Raw genomic sequence first — 16,710 nt, forward strand, 5'->3', positions numbered from 1 at the left:
CGATCAGCATGCCCGACGATCGGGCTCTGTGGCGGACGCCGGAGCGTCCCTGTGGACAACTCCGCCCCGCCGGTCGGCGACCGGGTCAGGCGACGCAGCGGAAACCGAGGTGTGAGGTGGCGGAGTCGTCGGATTGCGGTGAGCGCGCGGCAGGTCGGTATCGACGACAGTACTGGGGTGAACACAGGTGAGAGCCACCCTTGGTGACACGCAGGACAGCAGGAGAAGTGCTGGGCGCCAACAGGTTCTGCCGTCCGCCCGCGGTGACCGTCGACATGTCGGGCGGGACGTGGCGGGGTGTGAACACCTCGGAGGTGCGTTCCCACACGTTGCCGATCATGTCGAACAGGCCGAACGGATTCGGCGGGTAATACCCGACCGGACTGGTCCCGCCCCAGCCCTCGTTGCGGTAGGGGAATCTCCCGATCCACGTGTTGGCCACGACCGCGCCGTCCGGGTGGAGCTCGTCGCCCCACGCGTAGTCGTGACCGTCGAGCCCGCCCCGGGCCGCGCATTCCCACTCGGCCTCGGTGGGCAGGCGGCGCCCGGCCCACCGGGCGTACGCGTCGGCATCGGCATAGGCGATCTGGGTCACTGGGTGGTCGAGCAGGTCGTCGACCCCGGAGTCGGGGCCGAGTGGATGGCGCCACGACGCACCGGGCACGTAGCGCCACCATGCGCGCCAGTCGGTGAGGTCCACGGGGCCGTCGGTCGGGGTGAACACCACTGCGCCGGCAACGAGCTCTGCGGAGTCGGCACCCGGGAAGTCGGCCGGGTCGAGTGGCCGCTCGGCGACGGTCCGGTAGCCGGTGTCGGCGACGAACGCCGAGAACTGTGCGTTGGTCACCGGGTGAACCTCGATGGAAAAAGACTCCACGTGGCGGGGGTGGGCGGGTCGCTCCTCGGCGTAGAAGCGGTCCGAGCCCATCTCGAAGTCGGCCGTGGGGATGGCGACGAGGTCGGTCAGTCCGGATGCCGACCCGGCGCGAAGGGCGCGCCGGCCGGTATCGGAGGTGTCGCCGTGCACTCATCGATGGTGCCACCGGTGGCTCGGGCGCGCCTGCCTCGCACGCGCCGACACGGCAGACCGGCCGGTGCGATTAGACTGGTGCACCGTTGTGTCAGGGCCCGGCTCTCTCCGCGCCCGGGGATCGCCCGCCGCAGATGAGACCGCGAGTTGTTCGTCGGCCCCACGACCCGAAAACCACTGGTAGAGAGGCTCACGCGTGGCAGAGTTCATTTACACCATGAAGAAGGTGCGCAAGGCGCACGGTGACAAGGTCATCCTTGATGACGTCACGATGTCGTTCTTCCCGGGCGCCAAGATCGGCGTCGTCGGTCCGAACGGCGCGGGTAAGTCGTCGATCCTGAAGATCATGGCCGGCATCGACCAGCCGTCGAACGGCGAGGCCTTCCTCGACCCCGATGCGACCGTCGGCATCCTGCAGCAGGAGCCTCCCCTCAACGAGGAGAAGACGGTCAAGCAGAACGTCGAGGAGGGGATGGGCGAGATCAAGGTCAAGCTCGACCGCTACAACGAGATCGCCGAGCTGCTCGCGACCGACTACTCCGACGAGCTCATGGAGGAGATGGGCAAGCTGCAGGAGGACCTCGACAACGGCGACGCCTGGGATCTCGATTCCCAGCTCGAACAGGCGATGGACGCCCTGCGCTGCCCGCCCGGGGACTCGCCGGTCACCCACCTCTCCGGCGGTGAGCGGCGTCGCGTCGCACTGTGCAAACTGCTGCTGAGCAAGCCCGATCTGCTGCTGCTCGACGAGCCGACCAACCACCTCGACGCCGAGAGCGTGCTGTGGCTCGAGCAGTTCCTGGCGAGCTACCCGGGTGCGGTGCTGGCCGTCACCCACGACCGCTACTTCCTCGATCACGTGGCGGAGTGGATCTGTGAGGTCGATCGCGGCAAGCTGATCCCGTACCAGGGCAACTACTCCACCTATCTGGAGAAGAAGGCCGAGCGTCTGGAAGTCCAGGGCAAGAAGGACCAGAAGCTGCAGAAGCGCCTCAAGGAGGAGCTGGCCTGGGTCCGCTCGGGTGCCAAGGCCCGCCAGACCAAGAACAAGGCACGTCTGGCGCGCTACGAGGAGATGGCGGCCGAGGCGGAGAAGACGCGCAAGCTCGATTTCGAGGAGATCCAGATCCCCACCCCGCCCCGGCTGGGTGACGTCGTCGTGGAGGTCTCGCATCTGGACAAGGGCTTCGACGGTCGGGTGCTGATCAAGGACCTGTCGTTCACGTTGCCCCGCAACGGCATCGTCGGCGTGATCGGTCCGAACGGTGTCGGTAAGACGACCCTGTTCAAGACGATCGTCGGGTTGGAGAAGCCGGATTCGGGCACCGTCAAGGTCGGCGAGACGGTCAAGCTCAGCTACGTCGATCAGAATCGCGCGAACATCGACCCCAAGAAGTCGGTGTGGGAGGTCGTCTCCGACGGTCTGGACTACATCGAGGTCGGGCAGAACGAGATGCCCTCGCGTGCCTACGTGTCGGCGTTCGGTTTCAAGGGCCCCGATCAGCAGAAGCGTTCGGAGGTCCTCTCCGGTGGTGAGCGCAACCGCCTCAACCTGGCGTTGACCCTCAAAGAGGGCGGCAACCTGATCCTGCTGGACGAACCGACCAACGACCTCGACGTCGAGACCCTCTCGTCTCTGGAAAACGCGCTCGAGCAGTTCCCGGGGTGCGCGGTGGTCATCAGCCACGACCGCTGGTTCCTCGACCGCACCTGCACCCACATCCTCGCGTGGGAGGGCAACGTCGAAGAGGGCACCTGGTTCTGGTTCGAGGGCAACTTCGAGGCCTATGAGGCCAACAAGGTCGATCGCCTCGGCGCCGACGCGGCGCGCCCGCACCGGGTCACGCATCGCAAGCTCACGCGCGACTGATCGCCGGGGGCCGCCGCAGGCGCTAGGCTCGCCATGGAGCCAACGGCGGCGCCTCCGTCACCCCTGCGCCGCGCACGAGAGGGTGATTGTCGTTGTCGGATGTGACTTCGCTTCTGCCGCAAGTCATTCCCAGCTATCTGGCGACCTCGGTGGGGGTCGCCGCGGATGCGGCGGGGACCGACCGGTCGCGCATCGATCCGGCCACTCTCGACCCGGCCGTCCTCGACCGCATCCGCGCGCACATGGAGACCGCCGCGATCCGGCGATCCGGTGAGGCGGTGGTCGAGGTCACCACCGACGGTGCGGGCGGCACCGACGTGGTGGTGGTGACCGACGACATGCCACTGCTGGTGGAGTCGGTGCTCGCCACGCTCGAGGGGCGGGGCATGACGGTCACCCGCATCGACCACCCGATCATGGCGGTCACCCGTGACGAGGCGGGCGCCCTCACCGATATCTGCGGCCCACACGCAGGACTGGCCGAATCCTGGATCTCGGTGTCGGCGCTGTCGAGTCGGGAGTCGGTCGACGACACACAGCTGCGGGCCGACATCCAGCGCGGTATCGACGTGGTAGCGGTGATCGACGGTGACGCCACCGCGATGCGGGAGCGTTTGACCGGATGTTCCGCGGAGTGTGCCGGCGCGCACCTCGACAACGAGTCGGGTGTGTCCACCGACGACCAGCGCGAGTACGCGCGGCTGCTCGAATGGTTCGCCGGCAACCACTTCGTGCCACTCGGCTATACCCGACTCGACGCCTCCGGTGCGGTGACCGACCGACTCGGTCTCAACCGCGCAGGGCCCGTTGACCTGGACTTCCCGAGGATCGAGACCACGCCCCTGACACCGCGCGTGTCACGGGTGTTCCTCGACACCGGAATCCAGCGCTCGAAATTCCCGATCCTCATCGCGGTGCCGGCATTCGACCCGGCGGGCGCACATGTCGGCGAGCATCGCTTCCTCGGCGTCTTCACCTCCTCGGGCCTGCATCAGACGGTGCTCGATGTCCCGGTTCTGCGCGGCAAGGTGCACGACGTGGTTGCCCTCGCAGGCGTCGACGAGGATTCCTTTGCCGGGCGCACAATGGTCGAACTCCTCCAGAACTACCCACTGGTCGAGATGTTCCAGGACACGACCGCGGAACTGCACCGGCGGATCGACGAGATGCTCGACGCCGTCGCAACGCGATCCCTGCGGGTGTTCCTCCGCGTGCACCCCGCAGGCGGAGCCGCCACCGCACTCATCTACCTTCCGCGCGACCGGTACAACACCCCGTCACGGACAGCTCTGGGCGCGGCCGTCACCGACATGCTCGGTGGCAGCGACCTCGAATACTCGGCGCGGGTCAGTGAGCGCCCCCTGGCACTGCTGCAGGTGATGGTGCGGGTGGACCCCGACGCCGCTCGCTCGTGGGGTTCGGTCGACATCGGCACCGATGTGCAGCGCCGGATGCAGACCACCCTGTCCGAGGCGATCCGGAGCTGGGACGAGCGGGTACGAGAACTGATCACCACCGCCTCGGAGCGGGCACTGCCGCCCGGTGGCGCCGATGCCATGCTGCGCCTGATCAATACGCTACCGGCCGACTACAAGGACCAGCGCGCTCCCGCAGACGCCGTCGGCGACCTCGCCCATGTGGCCGCACTCGAGCCCGGTCACCTGGCCGTCACCTTCGACAAGCACTCGGGTGCGCAGAGCCGAACCGACCGGGATCATTGGGATTTCACCCTGTACCTGTGCGACGAGTCGGCCACGCTGACCGACGTATTGCCCGTGCTGCACAGTCTCGGCCTCGACGTCATCGACGAACACCCGTACGCGCTGCGCGGCATCGGTGACAAGGATTGCCACGTCTACGAATTCGCCGTGGTGTTGACCGCCGGGATGGATGTCGACGTCGATCACGCCGACGATCTGCCCGAACGGTTCACCGAGGCATTCGCCCAGATCTGGCGACAACACGCACAAATCGATGCCTACAACGAGCTGATCATCCGGTGTGGACTGGACTGGCGGGCGGCGGCAATGCTCCGTGCCTATGGCCGCTATCTCAAGCAATGCGGATTCTCCTACAGCACAAGCCATGTCGCGTCCACGCTGGGCCGCTATCGTGAGGTCACCCGTGGGCTGGTCGCCTTGTTCGAGGCGTCGTTCGACCCGGCGGTCGCCGACGCGGACCGTCGTGCCGACGTCCTCGAGCAATTACGTGCGGATGTGGGGGCCGTGCTGAGTCTGGACGCCGACCGCATCGTGTCGGCGTTCCTCGCGGTCATCGCCGCCACCGATCGGACCAATTTCTACGTGCTCGGCGCGCCGGGAAACTCCAGCGACACGACCGACAGCAAAACGACCGACAGCGACACGACCGACAGCGGCGACGAGCACCGGCCGGTGATGTCGTTCAAGCTGCGTCCGCGCGACATCCCGCAGACCCCGGAACCCCGGCCGCTGCACGAGATCTTCGTGTATTCGCCACGCGTGGAGGGGGTGCATCTGCGATTCGGCGCCGTCGCCCGAGGCGGGCTGCGGTGGTCGGATCGACGCGAGGACTTCCGCACCGAGATCCTCGGACTCGTCAAGGCGCAAGCGGTCAAGAACGCGGTGATCGTGCCGGTCGGGGCCAAGGGTGGCTTCGTCCTGACCCGGCCCCCGGCCCCGACCGGGGATGCCGCCGCCGACCGAGAGACATTGCGGGCCGAGGGAATCGACTGCTATCGCATGTTCATCTCCGGTCTGCTCGACGTCACCGACAACATCGACCGGGCGACCGGCGAGGTGATCCCGGCCAGGTCGGTGGTCCGGCGCGACGGTGATGATCCGTACCTGGTCGTCGCCGCCGACAAGGGCACCGCGGCGTTCTCCGACATCGCCAACGACGTTGCGGGACGGTACGGCTTCTGGCTCGGTGACGCCTTCGCGTCCGGGGGCTCGGCCGGCTACGACCACAAGGCCATGGGCATCACCGCGCGCGGTGCCTGGGAATCGGTGAAGCGACACTTCCGGGAAATGGGAATCGACACCCAGACACAGGATTTCACGGTCGTCGGAATCGGCGACATGAGCGGTGACGTCTTCGGCAACGGCATGCTGCTCAGCGAACACATCCGACTCGTCGCCGCCTTCGATCATCGCCACATCTTCATCGACCCCACCCCCGACGCCGCGTCCTCGTACGCCGAGCGGGCGAGGTTGTTCGCGCTGCCGCGCTCCTCGTGGGCCGACTACGACGAGCAACTGATCAGCGCCGGCGGAGGCGTCTGGTCGCGCGAACGCAAGTCGATCCCGATCAGCCCTGAGATGCGCACGGCCCTCGGACTTTCCGACGATCTGACCACCCTGTCGCCGCCCGAGCTGATCCGGGCGGTCCTGCTTGCGCCGGTCGATCTGTTGTGGAACGGAGGCATCGGTACCTACATCCGGGCCTCGACCGAATCCGACGCCGACGTCGGCGACAAGGCCAATGACGCAATCCGCGTCACCGGAGACGAGTTGCGCTGCAAGGTCATCGGCGAGGGCGGCAATCTCGGGGTGACCGAGCGCGGCCGCATCGAGTGCGACCTCGCGGGCGGACGGGTCAACACCGACGCCATGGACAACTCGGCGGGTGTGGACTGCTCCGACCACGAGGTCAACATCAAGATCCTGCTCGATGCCGCGGTGTCCTCGGGAGGTTTGGCACAGTCCGACCGCAACCCGCTGCTCGAGTCGATGACCGACGAGGTCGCACGACTGGTGTTGGCCGACAACATCTCCCAGAACTCCGAACTCGGCTTCTGCCGTGCCTACTCCCGTGACCGGGTGGACGTGCACGTCCGACTGCTGACCGCCCTCGCCGCCCGTGGGGTGAACCTGGAACTCGAGGCGCTGCCCAGCCCGGTCGCATTACGCAAACGCTCCGGCTCCGATACCCACCGCGGTCTCACCTCACCAGAACTCGCCACGATGATGGCGCACGTGAAGTTGGTCGCCAAAGACGATCTGCTCGCCGGAGACCTCCCCGACAACGACGTGTTCGATCATCGGCTCACCCACTACTTCCCGGTGCCGCTGCAGGAGCGATTCGCCGCCGAGATCCATGATCATCGCCTGCGGCGCGAGATCGTGACCACTGTGCTCGTCAACGACGTCGTCGATCGTGCGGGCATCACCCATCTGTTCCGGCTCGGCGAGGCCACCGGTGCGACCACCGAGGAACTGGTACGCGCATTCGTGGTGGCCGAGCAGGTCTTCGGGATGGCCGATCTGCTCGACCGCATCCAGACTGCGTCGGCTTCGATCGACGCGGTCGACGAGATGATGCTCTACGCGCGGCGACTGCTGTTCCGGGCGTCGCGATGGTTCCTGGCGTTCCGGCCGCAACCGCTGCCGATGGCCTCCGACATCACCCGCTATCGGGAGCGGGTCGCCGATCTGACCGCGCTGCTCGACAGCTGGTTCGGTGAGGCCTCCGCCGCCGACGTCGACGAGCGGGTGCGCCGGTATCACTCACTCGGCGTGGCACCGGACCTCGCGCACGACGTGGCGATCAGTCTTCATCGGTTCTGCCTGCTCGACATCATCGACGCGGCCGAGATCGCCGACCGCGACCCGGTCGAGGTGGGCGAACTGTACTTCGGGGTGATGGAGCACTTCGGTCTCGAGGAATTACTCACCGCGGTGTCGAATCTCGAGTACGGCGACCGATGGCATGCGTTGGCGCGCTTGGCCTTGCGCGACGACATGCATGGCGCGTTGCGAGCGCTGACGCTGAAGATCCTCGAGGGCAGCGAGCCCGATGAGCTGTCTGCGGAGAAGATCAGCGAGTGGGAGAGCGCGCACTCGTCTCGTCTGGCGCGGGTGCGCTCGATGCTGGCCGAGATCGAGGCGGCCGGCAACATCGACCTCGCCACCCTGTCGGTGGCCGCCCGACAACTCCGCAGCGTCATCCGATGAGTGGGACCCGGTGAGCGGCAACGCCGTCGGAACGTTCATGAGACTCGAGGAGGGGAGACGCCATGCTCTACGAGGATGAGGGAACCGCCACCGAGAACGGCTATGTCGTGCGCGTCCCGGTGCGGTGGTCCGACATGGACGTCTACCAACACATCAACCACGCACGGATGGTGACCCTCCTGGAGGAGGCCCGAATCCCGTGGCTGTTCTACGACGGTCGACCCACCGCTGATCTGCGGCGCGGCTGTCTGGTCGCCGACCTGCACGTGAAGTACGCGGCGCAGATCCGTCACGACGAGGGTCCGATCGTGGTCACCATGTTCGTGGAAAAGGTACGGGCGGTGGACTTCTTCGTCGGTTACGAGGTGCGCCCCGACGGTGCGCAGCCCGGCGACGCACCGGCCGTCATCGCCTCCACCCAACTCGTCGCATTCGACGTCGATGCGCAGCGTCTGCGGCGCCTCACCGCCGACGAACGCGCATACCTGGAGAGCTTCCGGTTGCCGAGCACCACCGAGCAGACCGCGCCGCGTCATGGAGGGTGAGCGACATCTGACGCTGCAGCGCGCCGACGACCTCTCCGACGCGCTGGCCTTCCTCGGCCGCGCCCACAAGCTCGACGCCGCCGCCGTCGTCCGCCTCGCGGTGCGCGGCGACGGTCTGATCGGCCTGTGGTCACACACCGGTTTCGACGTCCTGGTCACCCGGGCGGTCTTCGGTCGGATGGCGCCGAAGGACCTGGTGGCCGACGTGACCTCCTTGCGCGCAGCGCTTTCCGGTGCGGCACCCGGAACCCCCATCGACCCCGGCATGCCCTTCGACTCGGCGTGGCGAGGCGCACTGCCGCTGCTCACCGGTTTTCGCCACGTCGACGACGTGCCCGCGCGCACGGTGGTGGGGCTCGTCCGGGACGGTGCTCGCGTTGCACGCGAGGAGGGCAGCGCGCACGGCCCGGCGACCGGCGTACTCGATCAGGACGTGCTGGAGGTGACCTCGACCGACGGCGGTCTACGGGCCGCGGTGTCGCTGCGTGCGCTGTTCGCGCTCACCGGAATGGGTTTCGTCCGCGACGCGCAGGGGCGCGCGATCACCGAGGACTCCGATGTCGAGGCCATCGATGCCGATGAGCCGATCCGAATCCGGATGTCGGCGGCCTGGATTCGGATCGACGCGAGGTTCGGGGCGGTCTACCTGCGCCGGCACCGCGACCTCGGCGTCACGGTGCTGTGACCCGCAATGGACCGGTGATACGCGGACTCACACCAGCCAGGCGGCGGAATTCGGTGCGAGATGACCGTCGACGAGCGGTGCGCTGAGCAGCAAGACCTCTCCCGGGGGGAGTGGCACCGGCTCCTCGCCGGCGTTGAGGGCGCAGATCAGACCGCCACCGGCTCGGCGGAATGCCAGGCAATCGTCGGGCGCGCCATACCATTCCACCGTGTCTCCGGTGAATTCGCCTCGGCTGACCCGTAATTCGATGGCCTGCCGATACAACGAGAGGGTCGAGGAGATGTCCTCGAGCTGCTTCTCGACGGTGAGGGACGCCCAGTCGTCGGGCATCGGCAACCACGTCTTCGCCGAGGTGCTGAAACCATAGGGCGGCTGCGACCCCTCCCACGGGATGGGCACCCGGCAGCCGTCGCGCCCACGTTCGGTGTGATCCGAGCGCTCCCACACCGGATCCTGCAACGCCTCGTCCGGGAGATCCACATTGGGGAGTCCGAGCTCGGCACCGTTGTAGATGAAGACCGTTCCGGGCAGGGCGAATTCGACCAGCGCCATTGCGCGTGCCCGGGCCCGGCCGACGTCGAGGTCGACCTCGGAGTGTGGGTCGTGCTGATCGAGCCGACCGTAGCGTGAGACCTCCCGGTCGACATCATGATTGGACAGGGTCCACGTCGGCGTCCCCGCGACCCGATGTACCGCATCGATGGAGTTCTCGATCGCGGCGCGGATCTCGTCGGGATCGAACGCGGCCTTGGCGAGTCGGAAATTGAAACCGAGATGCAGCTCGTCCGGCCGCAGGTACTCGGCGAAGCGTTCGTTGTCCTCCACCCAGATCTCGCCGACGTTGGCCGCGCCCGGATACTCGTCGAGCACCTTGCGGATCTTTCGGTGGATGTCGTGCACCGCATAGTTGTTGAAGCGCGGATCGTCGTCGCTGTTGGTCAGCAGCCCGACCGACTCGAGGTCCATGTCCGGCAGATCCTCGGGCTTGGCCATGCCGTGCGCGACATCGATACGGAACCCGTCGACCCCACGATCGAGCCAGAACCGAAGGGAGCGTTCGAGATCCTCGAAGACCTCGGGGTTCTCCCAGTTCAGATCCGGCTGCTCGGCGGCGAAGATGTGCAGATACCACTGGCCGGGCGAACCGTCCGACTCGGTGACCCGCGTCCATGCCGGTCCGCCGAACACGCTGTGCCAGTTGTTGGGTGGCTCGTCACCGCCCTCACCGAGGCCGTCACGGAAGATGTAGCGGGCGCGCTCGCGGCTGCCGGGTTCGGCGGCGAGTGCGGCCCGGAACCACTCGTGCTGATCGCTGGTGTGATTGGGGACGAGGTCCATCGTCACGCGCATCCCGCGGTCGTGCGCCTCGGCGACGAGTTCGTCGAAGTCCTCGAGATCGCCGAAGAGGGGATCGATGTCGCGGGGATCGGACACGTCATAACCGTGATCGGCCATGGGGGAGCACATGATCGGGCTCAGCCAGAGAGCATCGATCCCGAGGAGCTCGAGATACCCGAGTTTGTCGATGACCCCGGCGAGATCGCCGACACCGTCTCCATCGAGGTCGGAGAAGGATCGCGGGTAGATCTGGTAGAAGATCGCCGATCGCCACCACGTGGTGTCGGACGGGTCGAGTTGCGGCACAACCGAACCTGCCACTCGCTCGTCGGTGAGTCCACCGGTGGTGTCCGCTCCGGCGGCCGCCTCGTCCTCCGCGGTCCCGTGGTTGTCCTCGCCCACGTCGGCGGGACCTGTTCCGGGGTCGCTCGGGCTCACGACCTGCTCGTCGGTGAGCGCTTCCTCGGAGCCGGTGTCCTCCGAACCCATGGGCACAGCGCTCGATGTCTCATCGCTCACGTCGCAATTGTGCCTCACCCGAAAACCTGGTCACCCACGCAGGTCCGCGCGGCGAGTCGCCGCCACGCGCGCCGCGGTCGGGGCGATTGGTCAGAACGGCGAGTTCACCATCGATTGTGCTGCCATTTCCATGTAATCGACGAGCGCACGCCGATGTTCGTCGTCGAGGGTCTGCGAGTCGATCTCCGCGATCGCGGTGTGCATGCAGCGTAGCCAGGCGTCGCGTTCGATGGGCCCGATCTTGTAGGGGTGGTGCCGCATCCGCAGACGCGGGTGGCCGCGTTCCTCGGAATAGGTTCGCGGGCCACCCCAGTACTGCTCGAGGAACATGCGGAGTCGGCGTTCGGCCGGCCCGAGGTCTTCTTCGGGATAGAGCGGTCGGAGTATCTCGTCCTTGGCGACCTCGGTATAGAAGGTGTGGGTCAGGCGAGCGAAGGTGTCTGCGCCGCCGACCTCGTCGTAGAACGATCGGCTCTCGGGTGCGGGAACGGGCTGGGAGGCACTCACCCCACCAGTGTCCTCCACCGGCGCCGGAGGTCTCAAACCTCACGCGTGGCCACCATCGGTGGGCGCCGTGGGTACCCGCTGCGGGCTCCGTGCCCGACATCCGCTGTTCACACAAGTGACCTGCGCCGACACCCGAGATTTGTCGTGCACGACAGCGCTCGGCGTGTTCCACTTGACGCGTCCGGCGCGCGCACGGGAGGCGGGATGACACGCAGAAGCCAACGGCAGGTTCGCGATGTGACGATGTTGCGTGGCGAGCCCCGGTCGCTGCGCCCCGCTCACGAGAGCCCGGAGTCGGCCGGCCAGGAACCCGTCGAGAACCCGGATGTCGCCGACGAGTCCCGTCCGGGCGCCGGGCTGTGGGGACGACGCCGGGTGCTGCTGCTCAACGCGACCTACGAGCCGCTCACCGCGATCTCCCTGCGCCGCGCGATCATCCTCGTCCTGCGTGAACGTGCCGATGTTGTCCACGCCGCGGCCCCGGGCATGGCTGTGCACTCCGCGGCACGAACGGTCCCGATCCCGTCGGTGATCAGACTGCGGTCCTACGTGCGCGTGCCCTATCGGGCGGTCACGCCGATGACCAGGGCGGCGTTGATGCATCGAGACCGCTCCCGATGCGGTTACTGCGGGGCCAAGGCCACCACGATCGACCATGTGCAGCCCCGAAGCCGTGGCGGTGGGCACTGCTGGGAGAACTGCGTGGCCTGCTGTGCGAGTTGCAACCACCGCAAGGCCGACCGCCTGCTCAGCGAGCTCGGCTGGACCCTGCACACCCCGCTCACCGCGCCCAAGGGACGGCACTGGCGACTGCTGGCCTCGATCAAGGAGATCGATCCGGCGTGGGTCCAGTACATCGACGCCGGGGCTGCCTGACAAGCCGGTCGTTTCCGGTGGTCGAGGTCCGCGTGTCGTCCCGGACGGAGTCCGCCAAATCGTCCCGGACGGAGTCCGCCAAATCGTCCCGGACGGAGTCCGCCAAATCGTCCCGGACGGAGTCCGCCAAGCGTCTACGACACGTTGTAGGCCCCACTGGGACGCGCGCGTGCCGGTGGGCTAGATTGATCACACAACCTGGTGGTGCGGGCGGTTTCGTGCCGTTCGAGGAACACCGATCGAAAGGATGTCATGGATAGCGCCATGGTCGGTATCGGAGTCGTGGTCACGGTCATCTGCGTCGTGATGGTCGTGCTCTGTGTCGTCTCGATGATGTTCTCGTCCGGCCTGAAATACCCGAAGGTGCAGGAGTACACGCTCGACCAGGAGTGGACGCGCCAGCCGTTGCTGTTCAGCGCCACCGAGATCGAGCCGATGGCACTGCCGCACCACGCGGGACCGACCGATGTGGATGGAGGCTCGGCCAGTGGCAAGTGGTGAAGTGACTCAGGCCGGCACGCCCGGCGCCGCGCAGGGCGGCAACGTCAAGCTGTCGCCGACCACCGCGCTCCCGATGGGAACGGTGATCACCAACAGCGGCCGCGTCTCGGCGACCCGGTTTCCCGGTCAGGCACCGAGCACCCCGCCGTTCTCGCAGCGAGATCTGATCGACCTCGACGACGCCCTCAAGGCCGCCAGCGAGAAGGCCCTCGTGCGGTTCTCGGTCTATATCGGTGAGCTCGGTGAGGACGCCGTCGCCGACGCGCGCGCTGTCCTCGCCCAGGCTCCCGAGCCCGCCAACGGCGCTTTGATCGCCGTGTCACCCAACACCCACGACGTCGTCGTCGTGTCCGGTGCACGGGTGGCCGACCGGGTCAACGATCGGGTTGCCCAGCTCGGTGTGACCGCCGCGATCGGCAGCTTCCGCTCCGGTCAGCTCATCGATGGGCTGATCGCCGCGCTGCACGTCGTCGCGACCGCTGCCGCACCTTCCTGATCGCCGGATCTCGTTTCTTCTCGCCGATGCGGGGCTCCCCACCAGGAGCCCCGCATCGGCGTTTTCGGTGGATGTGTCCGCGCCGGGGGGCACCCGGAGGGCCTTCACGACGAACCATTGCGTGCCGACACCGGCGCCGGTCACTCCTGGTGGGAGTGACCGGCGCCGGCTTCTCGTGGCACCCGAGTCGGTGCCACCGTCGTTCAGCGAGCGGCGAGTTCCTTCTCGGTGACGATGGTGTCGTCGTGTGTGCCGGGCCGGTCGATCGGTTCCTCGTCGACCATGTCCTGCTCGTTGAACGGGTCTCGGCCGGCGAGTACCTCTTCGACGCGCGCCTTGTCGACGGTTCCGGTCCACGAGCCGACCAGCAGGGTGGCCACGGCATTACCGGAGAAGTTGGTGACCGCACGCGCCTCCGACATGAAGCGGTCGATCCCGACGATGAGGCCGACGCCGTCGAGCATCTCCGGTCGGTGGGCCTGCAGTCCGCCCGCGAGGGTGGCCAGGCCGGCGCCGCTGACACCGGCGGCACCCTTGGAGGCGATGATCATGAACGCCAGGAGCCCGATCTGCTCCGGGATCGACAGCGGATCGCCCATGGCGTCGGCGATGAACAGTGAGGCCATGGTCAGGTAGATCGCGGTGCCGTCGAGATTGAACGAATAGCCGGTCGGCACCACGACACCGACGGTGGTCTTCTCGACACCGAGGTGTTCCATCTTGGCGATCAGCCGGGGCAGCGCGGACTCCGACGACGAGGTCGCGAAGATCAGGATGTACTCGCGGGCCAGGTACCGGACCAGCTTGAAGATCGACACCCCCGCCGAGGTCTTGAGCAGCACTCCCAGCACACCGAACACGAACACCAGGCAGGTCAGGTAGAACGCGACCATGAGCACCAGCAGCTGGCCCACCGCGGCCCAGCCGGTCTGGCCGACGACGTTGGCGATCGCACCGAACGCGCCGATCGGGGCGACCCACAGGATCATGGTGAGGACCTTGAACACCAGCTTCTGGAAGTAGGCCACGGCGTTGAGGATGGGTTCTCCCGTGCGCCCCATGGCCTGGATGGCGAAGCCGACGAGCAGTGCCACGAACAGTGCCTGCAGCACGCTGCCCTCGGTGAGCGACGACAGCAGCGAGGTGGGGATGATGCCCTCGATGAACTCCATGGTCCCGCCCGATTCGTGGGCCTTCTCCGCCAGCTCTGCGCCCTGACCGGCCACCGCCGAGATGTTGAGGCCGGTGCCGGGCTTGATGAGATTGCCCACGACCAGGCCGATCGCCAGGGCGACGGTCGACATCACCAGGAAGTAGACGAAGGCCAGTCCGCCGACCTTGCCGACGGTGGCGGCCTTACGGACCGATCCGATGCCCAGGACGATGGTGCAGAAGATCACCGGCGCGATCATCATCTTGATGAGGGCGACGAACATGGTGCCCAGCACGCCGATGTCCTTGCCCACCTCCGGCCAGATCAGTCCGACGGCCACGCCTGCGATCACCGCGATGATCACCGAGATGTAGAGCCAATGGGTGCGGTCCCGCTTCTTGCGCGGGGTGGCCGGGAAATCGTCGGTGCCCGCCGCGTTCGACCTGATGTTCATCAGTGAGTCCTTTCTCGTCCCGCCCTCGCGTACGGCGATGGGAGGTGCTGATCGAGAATTCTTCGGTCTCGGGGTGACCCCGGTCACCATTGAGTTCATTTCGTTCAGTGGCGTGGACCACCCCGATCGGGCAGTGTGAGTGCGCCGGATGGACACGCTGTGGGAGGTCGGGCCGGTGGGCGGAGAACGAGGAGGTGCACGGGTGAGGGCACGGTTGCTGCCGCGGTCATTGGCCGGGCAGGCGGTCGCACTGCAGGTCGCGGTGGTCGTCGCGATCGTCGTGGTGGGCAGTCTCCTCGCGATCGTCGATGCCCGGGCCGACGCGAATCGGGCGGCGCGGGAGCAGGTGACCGCGGTGGCGGTGAGTATCGCCGACGCCCCGTCGACCGCCGCGGCGATCACCTCACCGGACCCTACGGCGCAACTGCAGCCGGTCACCGAGCACATCCGGCTGGCCACCGGCATCGCGTTCATCACGATCATGAACACCGACGGCATCCGCTACACCCACACCGATCCCCGGTTCATCGGTGGTCGCTATCTGGGCACCATTTCACCGGCCCTGCGGGGGGAGACGTTCACCGAGATCTACACCGGCACACTCGGTCCCTCGGTCCGCACCATCGCTCCGGTCCGCGCCGGCGACGGCAGCATCGTCGGCGCGGTGGCCGCCGGCATCACCCAGTCGACGTTGACCGAGGACTGGGTGTCCCAACTCCCGCTGATCGGCGCGATCGGCGGCGTTGCCCTGGTGATCGCGCTGGTCGGGCTGTGGGCGATCCGTCGGCGTCTGCTCCGTCATACCGGTGGGCTCACCCCGACGGAATTGCGGGTGATGTACGACCATCACGATGCGGTCCTGCACGCGGTCCGCGAGGGACTTGTCGTCGTCGATTCGTCGCGCCCGGTACTCGTCAACGACGAGGCGCGCCGACTGCTGGGACTCGATGAGCCGCTTCGGATCCCGGAGTTCATGACGTCGGGCACCGAACCGTTGCGCGACATTCTCGTGGCCGAGGGCGGGCGAGTGCTGATGGTGAATCGGTCACCGGTGCCCGGTCGGGATGCCGCGGTCATCACCATTCGTGACCGGACCGAGGTGGCCGAGGCGATGGGCGAACTCGACTCGATGACACGCTTCGCCGAGGCGCTGCGGTCGCAGGCGCACGAGTCGGCGAACCGGCTGCACACGATCGTGGCGCTGATCGAGATGGGACGGTCGGACGACGCCGTGCGCATGGCCACCGAGAACATCGAACTCTCCCAGAAACTCGTCGATCGGGTCGGTGATGCGGTGGTCGAACCGACCCTGGCGGCATTGCTGCTCGGCAAGACCGCACAGGCCGCCGAACGCGGTGTCGCACTGACCCTCACCGAAGAGTCGATGGTCGATGACCATGCGACGCAGGTCCTTTCGGCCGGTGAGCTGATCACCGTGGTGGGCAATCTGATCGACAATGCGCTTGACGCCGTCGACCCGGACGATCCCTGGGTGGAGGTGACCGTCGTCGGCGATGCCGCCCACGTGCACGTGGTGGTCGCCGATTCCGGACCCGGCATGACTCCCGACGAGTTCGCTCGAGCGCGACGCCGCGGTTACTCGACGAAGGCCGGTGGGGACACCGCCGGTCGCGGACTCGGTCTCGCGCTGGTCGCGCAGGTCGTGCACCTGCACGGCGGTACGATCCGAGCGGAGAACACTTACGGTTCGGTGGTCGGCGTCGAGATCACCGCCGGTGCGCAGACATCGACACCGACCGAACCGGACACCGGGAGGTTCAGATGATGCGATCAGGGCCGAG

12 protein-coding genes are annotated in these 16,710 nt (G+C 67.1%); 8 read left to right on the forward strand and 4 right to left on the reverse strand.

The features are described from left to right. Positions 1-85: 85 nt before the first annotated feature. Positions 86-1,027, reverse strand: a complete 942-nt coding sequence (locus J6U32_RS13670) for a formylglycine-generating enzyme family protein (RefSeq protein WP_208790834.1) — start codon at positions 1,025-1,027, stop codon at positions 86-88. Positions 1,028-1,226: 199 nt separating this feature from the next. Between J6U32_RS13670 and ettA the strand changes: the two genes are divergently transcribed. The 4 genes from ettA (at position 1,227) to J6U32_RS13690 (ending at position 9,064) form a co-directional block, all read left to right on the forward strand. Next, complete coding sequence (gene ettA, locus J6U32_RS13675; protein WP_006371236.1) at positions 1,227-2,900, forward strand: energy-dependent translational throttle protein EttA; 1,674 nt, start codon at positions 1,227-1,229, stop codon at positions 2,898-2,900. Between the two features lie 86 nt (positions 2,901-2,986). Beyond that, complete coding sequence (locus tag J6U32_RS13680; RefSeq protein ID WP_208790835.1) at positions 2,987-7,834, forward strand: NAD-glutamate dehydrogenase; 4,848 nt, start codon at positions 2,987-2,989, stop codon at positions 7,832-7,834. Positions 7,835-7,896: 62 nt separating this feature from the next. Then, positions 7,897-8,379, forward strand: a complete 483-nt coding sequence (locus J6U32_RS13685; protein WP_208790836.1) for an acyl-CoA thioesterase — start codon at positions 7,897-7,899, stop codon at positions 8,377-8,379. Next, positions 8,369-9,064 (forward strand): hypothetical protein, encoded by a 696-nt coding sequence (locus tag J6U32_RS13690; protein WP_208790837.1) that lies wholly within the window; start codon positions 8,369-8,371, stop codon positions 9,062-9,064. The genes J6U32_RS13685 and J6U32_RS13690 overlap by 11 nt, the downstream gene beginning before the upstream one ends. Positions 9,065-9,091: 27 nt before the next feature. Here the strand turns inward: J6U32_RS13690 and J6U32_RS13695 are convergent, their stop codons facing one another. Beyond that, complete coding sequence (locus J6U32_RS13695) at positions 9,092-10,891, reverse strand: glycoside hydrolase family 13 protein (protein WP_208796111.1); 1,800 nt, start codon at positions 10,889-10,891, stop codon at positions 9,092-9,094. 120 nt (positions 10,892-11,011) lie between these two features. Continuing rightward, positions 11,012-11,428: a globin gene (locus J6U32_RS13700; protein ID WP_208790838.1), complete on the reverse strand. Its 417-nt coding sequence runs from the start codon at positions 11,426-11,428 to the stop codon at positions 11,012-11,014. 243 nt (positions 11,429-11,671) lie between these two features. Between J6U32_RS13700 and J6U32_RS13705 the strand changes: the two genes are divergently transcribed. The 3 genes from J6U32_RS13705 (at position 11,672) to J6U32_RS13715 (ending at position 13,301) form a co-directional block, all read left to right on the forward strand. Beyond that, positions 11,672-12,304: an HNH endonuclease gene (locus tag J6U32_RS13705; protein WP_425324156.1), complete on the forward strand. Its 633-nt coding sequence runs from the start codon at positions 11,672-11,674 to the stop codon at positions 12,302-12,304. 252 nt (positions 12,305-12,556) lie between these two features. Further along, entirely contained in the window at positions 12,557-12,805 is a 249-nt protein-coding gene (gene ctaJ / locus J6U32_RS13710; RefSeq protein ID WP_006371243.1) for an aa3-type cytochrome oxidase subunit CtaJ, read from the forward strand. Then, positions 12,792-13,301 (forward strand): DUF5130 domain-containing protein, encoded by a 510-nt coding sequence (locus tag J6U32_RS13715; protein ID WP_231386685.1) that lies wholly within the window; start codon positions 12,792-12,794, stop codon positions 13,299-13,301. Before ctaJ ends, J6U32_RS13715 begins: the two co-directional genes overlap by 14 nt. A gap of 203 nt (positions 13,302-13,504) precedes the next feature. Here the strand turns inward: J6U32_RS13715 and J6U32_RS13720 are convergent, their stop codons facing one another. Then, positions 13,505-14,908 (reverse strand): cation:dicarboxylate symporter family transporter, encoded by a 1,404-nt coding sequence (locus J6U32_RS13720; protein WP_208790839.1) that lies wholly within the window; start codon positions 14,906-14,908, stop codon positions 13,505-13,507. A 202-nt stretch (positions 14,909-15,110) separates the two neighbouring features. Between J6U32_RS13720 and J6U32_RS13725 the strand changes: the two genes are divergently transcribed. Beyond that, on the forward strand, positions 15,111-16,694 hold the full coding sequence (locus tag J6U32_RS13725) for a sensor histidine kinase (RefSeq protein WP_208790840.1): 1,584 nt from the start codon (positions 15,111-15,113) through the stop codon (positions 16,692-16,694). Positions 16,695-16,710: the final 16 nt, after the last annotated feature.

Source organism: Gordonia polyisoprenivorans (genome assembly GCF_017654315.1).
GTDB lineage: Bacteria > Actinomycetota > Actinomycetes > Mycobacteriales > Mycobacteriaceae > Gordonia > Gordonia polyisoprenivorans_A.

Bases quoted from the DNA above. Each gene is read 5' to 3' on its own strand.
- J6U32_RS13695 (WP_208796111.1), bottom strand. From the start codon at position 10,891: ATGGGTTCGGAGGACACCGGCTCCGAGGAAGCGCTCACCGACGAGCAG.
- J6U32_RS13705 (WP_425324156.1), top strand. From the start codon at position 11,672: ATGTTGCGTGGCGAGCCCCGGTCGCTGCGCCCCGCTCACGAGAGCCCG.
- J6U32_RS13720 (WP_208790839.1), bottom strand. From the start codon at position 14,908: ATGAACATCAGGTCGAACGCGGCGGGCACCGACGATTTCCCGGCCACC.
- ctaJ (WP_006371243.1), top strand. From the start codon at position 12,557: ATGGATAGCGCCATGGTCGGTATCGGAGTCGTGGTCACGGTCATCTGC.
- J6U32_RS13685 (WP_208790836.1), top strand. From the start codon at position 7,897: ATGCTCTACGAGGATGAGGGAACCGCCACCGAGAACGGCTATGTCGTG.
- J6U32_RS13690 (WP_208790837.1), top strand. From the start codon at position 8,369: ATGGAGGGTGAGCGACATCTGACGCTGCAGCGCGCCGACGACCTCTCC.